Origin of the sequence: Bosea vestrisii, from assembly GCF_030144325.1 — a bacterium.
Classification (GTDB): Bacteria; Pseudomonadota; Alphaproteobacteria; order Rhizobiales; family Beijerinckiaceae; genus Allobosea; species Allobosea vestrisii_A.
This window is the reverse complement of sequence record NZ_CP126307.1, coordinates 3810001-3823346: the sequence shown is the minus strand read 5'-3', so window position 1 is coordinate 3823346 and position 13346 is coordinate 3810001. Positions and strand designations below refer to the sequence as shown.

Here is a 13346-nt window from a genome sequence, read left to right as displayed (position 1 = left end):
GGCTCACGCTTCCCGACCGACGAGTTCGAGCCATGCGATATTTTCGGCTAGCACTGCTTATGCTGACGATCTCGACGGCGTTACATGCCGAGGAGCTGCCAGTCGTCGGAACCGGCGATGGCATCGAGATGCTGCAGGCGGTCGCTGCGCGCTTTCGCCAAATAGAGCCGTCGATCGATGTTCGCATTCCGCCGAGCATCGGTTCTGGTGGCGGGATCGCAGCCGTCGGATCCGGAGCGGCTCGCCTTGCGCGCGTCGCGCGGCCGCTCAGCGAGGCCGAGCGCGCGAGGGGGCTGGCCTACCTGCCTGTCGCGACGATCCCTAGCGCCTTCTTCGTGCATCCGAGCGCGGGGATATCGCGGCTCAATACAGTTCAGCTTGCGGCAATCTACTCCGGCCAAATCTCGAACTGGAAAGAGGTCGCAGGAACGGATCTTCGTATCCGTGTCGTCCGCCGCGAGGATGCCGACAGCACGCTGACGACGCTCCGAGCGAACATGCCCGGGTGGAAGAACATCGAGATCACAGAACGGTCGAAGACCGCGGTGTCGACGCAGGAGGCCGTCGAAAGCGTGCGCATGACGGAAGGCGCCATCGGCTTCGGTCCGTATAGCAAGATACTGGACATCGGCACGAAGGTGCTAGAGATCGACGGTCATCATCCGTCGCAGCCCGGATATCCCAGCGCCGGCGAGCTCGCCTACGTCTACCGCCCGGAGGGTCTCGCGGACGACGTGTCCAAATTCATCGCCTTCTCTAAGGCAGGAGAGGCGGCGGAGATCATACGAGGTTTCGGCGCGCTGCCGGCAGCATCAAACTGAACCGAGATCTTCACGTGTGTGGGCCCGCAGCCGGCCTGGGATCAGGACCGGCAGCGTCACCACGTCCCAGGAACGATAGAAGCCGCCGACCGATGGACGGCTTGGCTTGTGATGCGGTGAATGGATCAGAATGGCATTTTGCGCCTGCCGCCTGGCAGAGCGCTTGGACCGCCGCGACCATCGATGGATTTCCGGCCGCGTAGACCGTGTCCTCGGAAGAGAAGATCGGGAGATGGTCGGTGACGCGACCAGCCATCACGGCGTTAGAGTCCCTGGACGACAGTCCGCTGGCGGTTGCGATCGCCGTCCTGACGCCAGTATCGGCGAGCCACGCCAGCGAGTCCCTCATATAGAGATCCTCGATCGCGCGCGCGCCGGCGACGACGACCATCTCGCGACTCGGCTGCCGAAACCGCGACGCACGCGCAATGGCCCAGACCGGCGCCCATCCAGTGCCGGTGGCGACAAGAACGATCCGACCTTCGCCCATGCGATGAAACGCGCTGCCGAATGGGCCGTGGACCGTCACCTTGTGGCCGATGCGGATACCGGTGCCCAGTCGGGACGACACCACCCCATCGCGCAACCGCCTGACGTGGACGATCAATTCATCGATCGCGCCGGTTCCGTCGACGCGCTGGGTGGGACTGTAGTCCCGCTCGGGAAAGCCGGAGAAGCTGCATTTCACGTACTGGCCGGGCAGGAAGGGCAAGCTTCTGTGGAGCCCGATCGAGAGCTCCAGGATCTCGGGCGAAATAGGTTTGATGCCAGTCAGGGTCGCCGGAACCTTGATCGGCTCGGGCACGGCGTCGAATTCGATGACGGCGTCGCTCACGACGCGGGCCTGGCAGGCGAGCACCGTATCGCCACGGCGCGTGCCTCGATCGTCCACGCTGCCGTCGTATATCCGAACGCGGCAAGTATCGCATTGGCCCGAAGAACAATCGTGCGGAATGAAGATGCCCGCGCCCATCGCCGCGTCCAATAGGGTGTCCCCCGGGACCGCCGAGAACGCCTTGGCATTGATGACGAGCGACGCCGTCCGTTTCATCGGGGCCCTTTTAACAAGAGTCTCACTGCACGGCCGCCTCTAGCGCAGCCTGACATCGACTGGCCTGACGTGGCGTGTATGCCGCGTCTGGTTATGGTCGAAGACTGAAACCCACATGTACAGGGGCTTCCTTCCAGTGAAGTCGGCATCGTAGCGGCTCGTCGTGCTCAGGTTCCGAGAGGCCTCCAACGTCCAGTACCCGTCCTTCCACCGAGCGCCGGCACGGATGTCGCCTCGATCGCCCTCGTAGTCACCCTGAATCAGTACGCCGGGCATGATGCTCCCCACAGGAAACCGGGCGTCCGCCTCCTTGCTATAGGTCACGCTCTCGGCATCGGTCAGCCACCAGATGCTGCCTTCGTCTTGGCTCAAATCGGCATTCGTCGGGTCGAATTTCCCGATCGCTCGTGCCGCGGCTTCCGCGGTCTTGGGCAGGCGCTTGGGTGAAACGGGTCCTTTGTAGCCGCCTGGGCCCTCGAACCCGAAGTTATAGCTGTAGAAGGTCCGGCCCGGATCGTTCCAGTACCCGCCCTGGTAACGGGCCCGCCTGGCAGCCTCGTCGGCGGTCGCCTCCCTTGGGGGACCGATGTACTGATCGTCCATGTAACCGATCAGGCCGCCGCGCGAAGCCTTCCACTGCCACATGTCGATATACGAGCCGTCGGTGGTGTAGTGCAGGCCGCGCTCGTTTAGGGACGACGGTCTGTCCGGAAGCGGCTTCGGGCCGAGATGCGTCGCGCCGCCACCGGCGAAAGTGTCGCTCGCCGAGAAGATCACGGCGAGCTTGTCCTCGTAGAAATCCACCACGTCGGCACGATCGGCATCGTGACCGACCAATCGCCATCCGTCCTCTCGCTTGATCATCGGCAGTCGCGCGAGGGAGCGGGTCGGGTCCTGCCATTTGAACGCGAAATAGATCTTGGTTGCATCTCGGACCGCCCTGACCTCGACGGTGGACTCGCCGGTCCCGCCGAGGTTCGCGCCTTGGGACGTCCTGATCCTGACCGGGCGTGCGGATCGCCATGCGACTTCGTCGGTCATTCCGTCGATGGTCGGTAAGTCCGTCGTCGTCTGGACGAGAAGCTCGTCGCGACTCTCGTAGTCCAGTGCGGCGATGGCAACGGCGGTCGGAACCGCCACGAACGAGGCGATCAACAACGGGTAACGGCTGCGCTGGCCGACGGAGGGCGCAAGCCGGGCCGGCCGGAATATACGCAGCCACTGTCGCCAGCCGCCGTATCCGAAGTGCGCGATCACGTGGGCCAAGGTATAAGCCAACGTGCCGAAGGCTGCCGCCAGATGCACCGAGACGACCCACCCGCCGAAACCGAGATAGAGCAGCACCCCGGTGATAGTCAGGGCCACGATCAGCAAATAGAGCAGCCAGTGCAGCAGGACGTTCACGCTCAACCAGCGGAGTTTGGCAGGTGCCTGCATCCTCAAGGGCGAGAGCCGACGGGCTGAGATACGCGCGGATAGCCCGCTGGTCGCCATGTAGATCAGATAGGCGGTGGACGTCCCAAACAGCGCGAGCCCCGCCCAGATATGGATGCTCCAAATCTCCCCTTGCGGCAGGATCGGCTCCATCCATTTCGAGACGACGGCATCCAGCGCGTCGGCCGAGATCCTGATGCCTGTGACTAGGCTCGTGACGACCGCGATCGCCGAAATCCAATGGAGTACGACGGTTCCGACGTCGCTGCTTGGCAACGTGGTGGCGACGTTTTCGCGTTTCGGCGCTGGGGGAGGCAAACTTTCCATGATGCCGTTAGATGCTGGTCTGGAACTCTCAGCACCTCCGATCAATTCGTTCATCGCGGCGATAGCCTCTTCCTGGGGCGACAGTATTCGACGATCTCAACCGTCCGGCGCTAAGAGCGTAGAGCAAGGATCTGCAGGTAGGTAGCCTTCCAGGCGAGGCCGCCACCAAGAAAAGTGGATCTCGAGCCATACTGCTCCGACGATTTTAAGGATCATCTGCGACTATCTGACGGTAGGCTTCTTCAACAGGCCAGCCTCAACGGCGAGATCGAGATCGATTTTCGCAATCTCCTCCGGAGATAGACCCAATGTCCGTCGGAGGATCCGATGTGTCGCGATATCTGCGGTGGTCAAAGCCCTGGCAACGGTTTTAACCGAGGCCGAATTTGATTTGGGATTCTTCGACTTTGTCATCATTTAAACTACGCGGCAGCTGCGTCGTTGGATGCATTTTCCTACCGCGAACAGAAATCGTCCGTCCATGTTTCACGCCACGTTTCGACTGAGGGGAGTTAAACCTGCGGTGCTAGTTCTCGCTATCGCTGTCGATCCTGATTGTGCGCGCAATTGTCGACGGCGCTTCACGGCAAAACGAGCGAGCTGGCCATAGGTAGTCGCTTATGGCGCAAAGCCGAGACAATCAGATAGATCTGCGAACGCTGCCGCCGCTAAATGCGGCTCAGAGTATCATTCGATCCACAAGGAAAACGGGTCCCGAATTTTTGGTAAATCTCAGTTTCAGCACGCAGTTACCGGTAAATATCTAAAATTGTTTGTTTTCTTGTAATATTCCATTGATCGACAACTTTCAGCTGCGCTGCGATACCCCCTCGTCAAGTTTCAAAGCGAGCCGCAAGGCCGGGCGACGATTCTCGGGGTCAACTGCTTGTAACGGCAAGGCTGCGCATGTTCATCCGGATTTTGGATTGCATACGGACCGACCATGATCCCAAGCTCGTTCTTCTGGCGGTTCTCGTCTCGCTCATATCGGGATTCACCGTTTTTGCCGTTCTCAATCACGCCCGCGCGCAGAAGGGTGGGGCGCGGCACGGCTGGTCGCTCATAGCCGCCTGCGTGGCTGGCGGCGGGATATGGTCCACCCATTTTGTCGCGATGCTCGGCTTTGCCCCCGCGACAGCCGTCAGCTACGATATCACGCTGACGCTCGCCTCCGCGCTGCTAAGCATCGTGATCGCCGGCATCGCCATGCCCCTCTTGATGTCGACGGCTCTCCCATGCGCACTCGTCGGCGCTGTCGTACTCAGCGCGGCTATTGCTGCCATGCACTTCACCGGCATGCGAGCGCTGGTGTTCGCGGGTACGTTCGCTTGGGAACCTGCTCTGGTCGCGCTCTCCGTCGGCTCCGCTGTCCTGCTGGTCAGCGCCTCCATTTTCATCGAACGTCTTGCCAACAGGCGGAGGCACAGATTTGTCGCCGCAACGCTATTCGGTGCGGCCATCTGCTGCCTCCATTTCACTGCGATGGCGGCCGCCGTCGTCAAGACGGACCCGACCCTCGCTGTTTCGGACGGAGGCCTGTCAGAGTTTCTGCTTGGGCTTTCAGTCGCCTTCGTGGCGTCGGTGATCGTGGCTCTCAGTCTGGTGGCGATTGTCTTCGACAAGCGCGCACATAGGGCGTCCGCCGATGCGGACCAGATGCGAAACATCATCGAGGCGGCGCAGACCAGCATTGTCGTATGCGAGAACCAGGAAGTGATCGCCACAAACCGGACCTTCGAGCAACTGGTTGGCCTCGATCAGGCGGAAATCGAAGGGACCCCCTGACGAATTTTATAGCCAGGCCTGCACTGACCAGCGACCGCAGCAATAGCTGCCTCAGGGGAGTTGAGGCGCAGCTGATGACGGCCACCGGCGCCCTCGTCGATATTGCGCTGAGTGCCACGCCGATCCTGTCCAGCGGCGCCCCGCGACAGTTAATCGAAATCCGCGACATCCGCGTGGAGAAGGCCGCGCGCGAGCACATGACCTATCTTGCAAACCACGACGCACTGACGGGCTTGCCGAATCTTCGTCTGTTCCGCAGCGAACTTCGAAAGGCCATCGACATCGCCGCCGCGTCCGGTGACGAGTTCGGTCTCCTGTGGCTCGACCTCGACCGTTTCAAGAGCGTGAACGACACCTACGGGCACGCCGTGGGCGATGTTCTCCTCCGTTCGGTCGCCGCGCGGTTCCGTTCGGTCGTGGGAGAGCGGCACCTATTGGCACGGGTGGGTGGCGATGAATTCGTGGTCTTGTGCCGGCTCGAGCAAAACGGCGCCGACCCGGCGGCCCTGGCCCTGCGACTGCTGGAGGCGATGGTCGAACCGCTCTCGATAAAGGACAAGAAACTCGACGTTGCCTTGTCGATCGGCCTGGCGGTTTATCCGCACGACGCGGATTCGCTCGATGCGCTGGTGCACAAGGCTGATGCAGCGCTTTACGAAGCCAAGAAGATGGGCCGCGGCTGTTGGAGGCGCGCTGCCTGAATTGGCCCCAATCGGCGGCTGTGGTGTTCTCGGCTGCGAGCTCTCTCTGGCTTCCCTTTCCACCGCGGCGGGAGGCTGCCGCGAGGACGTCTACGGCCCATCCGGATAGCGCTTACATTCCCGCCCCGGCCGGCCTTTTCCTTTCAAGGCGGCGTGCTAGCGTGAGCTTGGCGCTCCCCAACCAGCGCCACGCCTCTCGCCGATGGATTGCCGCCTCCCACGCGTCCCATCGGCGAGAGGTAGAGATTGTCCGAATGCCGTAATCGCAGTGGAAGCCATGAGTCACATTCGTGTCGTTGATCCCGACAACATCCCCGAGACTGTCGTCGTAGGCCCCTTCAACTGCTCGGTCACAGGCGAACTGGCCACCCTTACCTTCACCCATGGGCGGCCGATCGCAGAGAAAATGTTGGCCGGGCCGACCGCAGAAATTGCCATCGAAGCTGTAGTTCGGGCTCGTCTTGTGATGCCTGTCGAAGGCCTGAGGAACTTGAGGGATTCTCTTGATCAGCTTCTACGGGGGCGTCAGGCAGACGACTCGGCGCAGGGCAAGAGGAGCGGCCACTAGCTAGCAATTTCCAGTTCGGCCCCTAAGAGACGTCTGGCCGACTGACGCCGCGAGCGCGCGTCGCCTTACGCCGCCACCCTCCTGCTTCAGATCGTTCGCCTCAGGTTCATGTCCACTTCCCGACAATCAACGTCGTCTGCCACCCGGGCGGCACGAGGTTGCGAATGAACCAGGCGCAGAGGCGCGGACTGGCCCGGCTCATGCTCCGTTGGCCGAAGCGTCGGACGGAACTCAGCGACAGATGCGGTCAGGATCCGCACTTCCCCGAACTATCCGAAGCTTACGAGGCTGCGTGCGGGGCGACGGACTACTGGGCGACATCGAGTTCGCCAGAAGGCCAGGCGCGTGCGGAAGAGTACCGCGCGCGCCCTTTTGAGATCGAGCGCGACATTGACGAGCTCTTTTAGCCTCGGCATCGCCTCGCGGATCAAACTTTGCGCTGTTGAAGTCAATCCACGCAGCGTCAAAGGCGGCGGCCAGCTTCGCCAGTTCATGGTGCAGCGGGCGACCGCTACCATCAACGCTCGGCCGGAGCATAAGCTCTCGCGCCGCCGAGCTCAGTTGTGCATCGCTTGCACCCAGCCGCATCATGCTCCCGCTTCTCCTACAAGCGCCGGGGCTTGATCGAACACCTTGTTACCGCCATCCACAGACCAGAAAATCGACTACGATCGACATGCTATGCCCAAAGAGACGTCTGCAGCCGGCGTCGCAATTCACCGAGTTCGCCAGCGTTGGCTGCTGTGCTGTACAAGTACCAGTCAGGACGTACGATCGCGGCAATCGCGTCGTTTTCTCGGAACCGGGACGAATAGACCCCTCGCAGCGCTTGCCAAAAAATAGGCCGACATTGCCGGCCAGGACAGTTTGCGCAGGACGTTGCGGTCCGCCGGCCGAGAATAGCGTCGACCATGACCATGCCGAGATGGGCCGGGCACGCGGCGTACGCTAAACAGCCTTGCCGTCATCCGTTTGAGAATTTGGTCCGCTTCCAGGCATCATTCCAATGTCCGGAAGTGGCGCGCTCCGGCCCAAGTCGCGAGTTGATTGCAACGACTGCTTTGCCATCCGCACTCCTGTCTTCCCCTGTCACGGCGGCGGCGCCGGGTACTCCGCGTGGACACGGAGATCAACGAGAATGAGCAACAACGATACGATATCGCTCCCGCTAAAGGGCATGTCTCACGCGACATGGCATAGGCGAAAAGCTGCCGAAAAGGACAAGTTTCCGGCATTGCAGCTGGACGCAGATGCAAAGGCTGAGACCTTTTCCTACACCCTGAAAGTCCCGGGAGAATTTCGCCCCTCGTTGCAAGCGGAGCTGGCCGACGCCTTCAGCAAAACGTTCGGACAGCCAGCGGAACTCAAATCGCCGTCAACCGTCCTCAGTACGGTTGGCCGTTTCGGGCTACAGTTGGAAAAGCTCCTAAGCATTTATCGATCGCTTGACACTCAGGAGCGGAAGGTCGCCGAGCTTGTTATGTTGATGGATGACGTCAACTTCGATCTCGCAGACCGGATGGAAGAGCTCGATCGCTTGGCTCGCAATTTCCGGCAGAAACTAGAATTGGTCCGGGAACCCGGCCTATTCCAACGGACAGCTGGGCCAGAATTCGACCCGCGCATTCGGGTCTTAATCCTGCACCTCGAGCCCCTCTATCGGCGCTACTTCGGTGCCGAGATAACGATGAGCAAATCAGTCGACGGGGCTTATCAGGGCCCATTCGTCACCTTCTGCCGCGCCGCGTGCGAGCACTTTCTACCGAAGGGAATTGTCAAACCCGCCACGCTCGATCAGGCGGTAATTTGGGTTTTTAGGAGACCTTGAAGTTCAAGGGCGGGGCTGGACGATAGAACCGCACCAATTTTGTGAGACTCTCTGGTCTCCTGCCTTGTCCTGATTTTTCCCATCGTCCCGGGCATGCAATCCGGGACGCCCCCATTCCAGAGCGACGACCGTAGCGATGCAGGCTCTGCATCGATGCGAGCGATCGCGCGCCTCTTAGGCCGTTCGGCCGCGCGCGAATGGCTAGCCCAGGATTGCTGTGAACGAGACCAGGTTTCGGAGCAGCCGTCCAGCCATGATCCACTCCCTACCCGAATTAAGCCAGCGCCTAACCGTTCGCGAGGCCGCTGAGCGCGCCAACGTGTGCACGCGCACCGTCAAGCGTTGGATCGCGACAGGCCTGCTGCCCGCCGACCGACTGCCCTCATCGAAAGGCAGAGGCCATCTTCGGGTGCGCACGGGTGACGTTGAAGCCCTTCTGGCCCGTGGTCATGTGTAAGCGTCCCATTGTCATGCTTTGCCACGTTTTTCTCGAACCTTGGGAAAACGTCACGCAAGTATCACCCACGGATTACTGTGATACGTCTTCCCAAATGTCACGGTTTTTCCCGGCCTGTCATCCTTTGTCTGGCAGCGATATGCACGGAGATGGCCCATGAACGCTTTTGAGGACATCTGCGGGGCAGCGGAGCCATCTCTTCAGAACCTGATCGACGAAGCTACCCGCCAGGCTTTGCTGCCGGCAGCTCAACTTGCTCGAGTTCGTTCGGCAACGGCGGCGTTGGCGGGTTTCTTGGGACGGGCAGTCTCGGACATTCCGGGCCACCAAGGCTTCGTGATCGCGCAAATGAAGCGGATGAGGAAGGCGCCGTCAAAACTCTCCATGAAGACGCTGTCCAACTATCGCGGCGAACTGTGTGCCCTCATCAAGGCCGGCCGCGGTCGCGGCCCCAAATCGCCCCAACCGCACTCTGCCAGCTGGCAAGCTTTCAAGGCAGAGCTGCGTAGCCCAGCCGATTGGGCGCCGCTGTCGCGACTAGCTGGCTTCGCGTCTGCGCGGGGTATCGTCCCGCCCGAGGTTGATGACGCTTGTGTTGAAAGGTTCATTGCCGCGCTCGAAACACTCGGCGAGGTCGCGGACCCTAAAGCTCATGATCGCAGGCTGCGTCGTCAGTGGAACCGTCTGCGTACGATCCACGCTGAGCGTGGCCTTCAAGAACTCAACATCGAAGCCCAGGCGCGTGTACGTTGGACGTGCGCCGAGACCGAGTTTGATGCCTGCTTCACCGCGGAAATCGAGGCATATGCGGTTTGGCTGGCCGACGACAACCCGCTGGCCGAGAACCCGGGCCGCGGATTACGAGCGTCGACGATCAAAACAATTCGGCACCAGTTGTTCAAAGCGGCGACGGCACTGACCCACGCCGGCCGGCCGATCGAAACGATCGTCTCGCTCGCGGATCTCGTTTCGATCGACAGCTTCAAAGCTCTGATGGCCGAGCTGTACAAGCGGCAGGGCTCTAAACGCAGCGATGCCCTGCACCGCCTCGGGGGATCCCTGCTCTACCTAGCTCGCGATTGGGTGAAGTCCGACGAACATGTCGTCACAAAACTCCGATCCATTGTGGCCAATCTGGCGCCGAGGGAAAAGGCGCTGGGGCGACGGACCAGGGATCGACTTGAGGCATTCGAGGATGAGCGCCTTCTCCGTCAGCTTCTGACCCTGCCCATCCAGCTCTTGAAGGAGGCGAAGTCTGCGAAACAGCCCCGCAAGCGCGCCATGCTCTCTCAAAACGCCATCGCGTGTGAGCTCCTGATCTATGCCCCTCTGCGGATCGAGAATCTGGCTTCGCTCCGCATCGACCGCAATCTGGAACGAGAGCGAGATCGGTGGCTGATCCGTCTACCGGGCTCGGTGGTCAAGAACGGCGATGATCAGCGCTTTGAGATACCGGCTGAAGCAGTTGGTCGCCTCAATGCCGCGTTGCGGCTGTACAGCCAATCAGGCGGCTGGCTGTTTCCCGGACGATCGGAGAGCGCGAAACGCTCGGGCTCGTTGAGCGGCCAGATCAAGCGCATCGTCGAGCAGCGTCTGGGTGTCCCGTTTCACGCCCATCTCTATCGTTCGATTGCCGTTTATCTGCAGGTTCGCGGAAACGGAGCCCACGGCCTGGAGCGGGGGAGGACGCTGCTGGGCAACCGAGATGCGGACACGATCCGGCGAAACTACTCCTTCTTGGCTGATCGGGAACATCTCTGCCAGGCTCAGGAAGAGATCACCAAGCAGCGGCTTTCTGCGATGAGGAAGGGGCGCTGATGGGCCACGTTAGGAGCGATACACAGCGACGCTGCCTGAAGGTCACAGCGTGGCCGGTCAAGGACCGCGAACTATACGAACAGGCGATAATCGACGACCCCTTTAGCGACCTTGTCGCTGCCGCCAAATGGCGCCCGGCGACCCGCCACAAGAATGAACGCGGCTATGGGCGTTGGCTGACCTTCCTGGTCAGGCGAGGCGAGGACGTCACACGCCCGGCAGCCGTACGCGTGACACAGGCCAATGTGGATGCTTTTGTGCGTGAGCTGCAGGTACAGGGTGTGAAGCCCGGCACACTGCGGAACCGTCTCTTTGAATTGCTCGCTGTGATCTCGTCGATCGCGCCGGAGGTTGACTGGTCCTGGTTGCGCTCGCGCGCCAACTCACAGAGCCGACGAGCTAAAGTCGCCTCCGCCCGCGTGCGATTTCTCGAGGTGGCCATTGTTGTCGCCGCTTGTGAGCGGGCTCTCTCCGGTGCGCCGCGCCCCCACCCCCTGAAATTGGTCCCGGGCTATCGCAACTGGCTCATTCTGTATTTCTTGGCCTACGTTCCGGTTCGGCTCGGCAACCTTGCAAGTCTCGAACTCGACCGTCACCTTGCGAGAAGAAACGGCGAATGGCTTGTTACCCTACAACCTGAAGAAACAAAGAATGGGCGGGAATACTCGGCACCCGTCCCCCGGCCGCTAGCCCTTCACCTCGAGCGCTATCTTGCCGACGTCAGGCCTGCTGTTGCCAACACAAACTCGGGGCAGCGGCTATGGTTAGGGATAAGCGGCAGGCCACTCGCAGATCATACGATCCATATTGCGTTGCGGGAGCTTACGGAGCGGGAATTTGGAAGCGCTCGTGGGCCGCATTCGCTGCGCCACAGCTTTGCGACGTTTGCGGCGGAAACCGTCGGCATCGATGGCGCGCGCGCGGGCATGGGGCATACCAGTTCTCGACGCACACAAGGCTACAATCACGCATCGACCTTGGCAGCCTCGGTTAGCCATGCTGAGCTGATTGCCGGACTGCGCACATCGAGCCCCGGCAGACGGAAACGCAGGTCATGAATGCGGCCATCTACGCGCGCTATTCAAGCGATCAGCAGCGTGATCAATCCGTCGACGATCAGATCGCCGTGTGTAGGGCTCTGATCTCGCGGGAGGGCTGGACGGTCGCCGAAACCTATACCGATCGGGCGATGTCAGGCTCCAGCCATCTCCGGCCCGGTTACCAATCTCTCCTCGCGGACGCCCGTAGCAGCAAGATCGACATCGTCGTAGCCGAAGCTCTTGATCGTGTGAGCCGGGATCAGGAGCACGTCGCTGCTTTCTTCAAGCGAATGCAGTTCTGCGGCATCCGCATTGTCACGCTCGCCGAGGGCGAGATCAGCGAACTGCATGTCGGCCTCAAGGGCACGATGAATGCGCTGTTCCTGCGGGATCTAGCCGCCAAGACTCACAGAGGAATGCGAGGCCGGGTGGCGGCCGGCCGGTCTGCGGGTGGGATTTGCTACGGCTATCGCGTGCGCCGCGAGAGCGATGCTCACGGCGATCCTGTGCGAGGTGGCCGGAATATCGAACCTGACGAAGCAGAAGTCGTCCGACGCATCTTTGCGATGTTCTCCGCTGGCGCCTCGCCCAATGCAATTGCCAAGAAGCTCAACGGGGAGGCCGTCGCGGGGCCCGGCGGCCGGCCTTGGGGCGACACCACGATCCGCGGACACGCTGGGCGTAAGACCGGCGTACTCCGCAACGAGCTCTATGCTGGCCGCCTGGTCTGGAATCGTCAACGCTACGTGAAGGACCCGCAGAGCGGAAAGCGGCTCTCTCGTCCCAATCCCTCTGATCAGTGGATTATCGAGGACGTCCCAGAGCTGCGCATCGTCGAGCCAGAGCTCTGGGACACCGTTCAGAAGAAGTTGGAAGAGGTCGCCGCCTCTCCTCGCTCGGTCGCGAGCCGGGTGGCTCGGTTCTGGGAGCAGAGGCGGGCACAGCATCTGCTTAGCGGGCTCGTGCGCTCCGGTTGTTGCGGGTCTCGCTTCCAGCCGATGGGGCGCGACTATATCCGATGTTCAAGCGCGCATCGCAACGGCGCCTGTAGCAGTCGCCTTTCCATCCGCCGTGGTGTTCTGGAATCATATGTTCTGGACGCTCTTCAGCAGCAGCTGATGGCGCCTGAGATGGTCGATGAGTTCGTTCGGGAGTTTCACGCAGAGCTCAATCGGGTGCGCTCGGAACGTGGTGCGAAGCAAGCGACGGCTGCGCGCAGGCTTGAGCAGATCGAGCGCCAGATCGATGCGTTGGTCTCTGCGATCGCCGAAGGCATGAAGTCCACGAGCGTCGCAGCGAAGCTTGCCCTTCTTGAGGTTGAGCGCGAGACGCATGCCGTGCAGGTCAGCTGGGATCCGGAGCCGCCTGTTCGCATGCACCCCAATCTGGCTGGCTTGTATCGGAAGAAGATCGAATCCCTCCGAGAGGCATTGGCCGATGAGGAAACGCGCACCGAAGCGCTAGGTATTCTCCGAACGCTGATTGAGGCTGTCCTCATCCATCCGATCGAGAGCGG

Annotated in this window: 10 protein-coding genes and 1 pseudogene; 8 read left to right on the top strand and 3 right to left on the bottom strand. The window is 61.3% G+C overall.

Annotated features, from left to right (window positions below; translation table 11 throughout):
- The first annotated feature begins 59 nt into the window (after positions 1 to 59).
- Positions 60 to 821, top strand: coding sequence for a PstS family phosphate ABC transporter substrate-binding protein (locus QO058_RS18880; RefSeq protein ID WP_284167805.1), 762 nt, complete (start codon positions 60 to 62; stop codon positions 819 to 821).
- A gap of 10 nt (positions 822 to 831) precedes the next feature.
- Here the strand turns inward: QO058_RS18880 and QO058_RS18875 are convergent, their stop codons facing one another.
- Positions 832 to 1872, bottom strand: coding sequence for a 2Fe-2S iron-sulfur cluster-binding protein (locus QO058_RS18875; protein WP_284167804.1), 1041 nt, complete (start codon positions 1870 to 1872; stop codon positions 832 to 834).
- Between the two features lie 39 nt (positions 1873 to 1911).
- Positions 1912 to 3687, bottom strand: a complete 1776-nt coding sequence (locus QO058_RS18870) for an ethylbenzene dehydrogenase-related protein (RefSeq protein WP_284167803.1) — start codon at positions 3685 to 3687, stop codon at positions 1912 to 1914.
- Between the two features lie 852 nt (positions 3688 to 4539).
- Here QO058_RS18870 and QO058_RS18865 point away from each other — a divergent pair.
- The 7 genes and pseudogenes from QO058_RS18865 to QO058_RS31465 all read left to right on the top strand — a co-directional run.
- Positions 4540 to 5418: an MHYT domain-containing protein gene (locus QO058_RS18865; RefSeq protein WP_284167802.1), complete on the top strand. Its 879-nt coding sequence runs from the start codon at positions 4540 to 4542 to the stop codon at positions 5416 to 5418.
- A 74-nt stretch (positions 5419 to 5492) separates the two neighbouring features.
- Complete coding sequence (locus QO058_RS18860; protein ID WP_284167801.1) at positions 5493 to 6119, top strand: GGDEF domain-containing protein; 627 nt, start codon at positions 5493 to 5495, stop codon at positions 6117 to 6119.
- 1706 nt (positions 6120 to 7825) lie between these two features.
- Entirely contained in the window at positions 7826 to 8515 is a 690-nt protein-coding gene (locus QO058_RS18855) for a hypothetical protein (RefSeq protein WP_284167800.1), read from the top strand.
- A gap of 253 nt (positions 8516 to 8768) precedes the next feature.
- Complete coding sequence (locus QO058_RS31470; protein ID WP_432211953.1) at positions 8769 to 8972, top strand: helix-turn-helix domain-containing protein; 204 nt, start codon at positions 8769 to 8771, stop codon at positions 8970 to 8972.
- 156 nt (positions 8973 to 9128) lie between these two features.
- Complete coding sequence (locus QO058_RS18850) at positions 9129 to 10790, top strand: hypothetical protein (RefSeq protein WP_284167799.1); 1662 nt, start codon at positions 9129 to 9131, stop codon at positions 10788 to 10790.
- On the top strand, positions 10790 to 11848 hold the full coding sequence (locus tag QO058_RS18845) for a tyrosine-type recombinase/integrase (RefSeq protein ID WP_284167798.1): 1059 nt from the start codon (positions 10790 to 10792) through the stop codon (positions 11846 to 11848). Before QO058_RS18850 ends, QO058_RS18845 begins: the two co-directional genes overlap by 1 nt.
- Positions 11845 to 12879, top strand: a pseudogene (locus QO058_RS31465) (recombinase family protein); the annotation flags it as partial. The gene QO058_RS18845 and the pseudogene QO058_RS31465, both read left to right, overlap by 4 nt.
- A gap of 36 nt (positions 12880 to 12915) precedes the next feature.
- On the opposite strand, the gene QO058_RS18835 reads toward QO058_RS31465, so the two are convergent.
- The gene (locus QO058_RS18835; protein ID WP_284167796.1) at positions 12916 to 13164 is read right to left on the bottom strand and encodes a hypothetical protein; all 249 of its coding nucleotides are present in this window, start codon (positions 13162 to 13164) and stop codon (positions 12916 to 12918) included.
- Positions 13165 to 13346 lie beyond the last annotated feature (182 nt).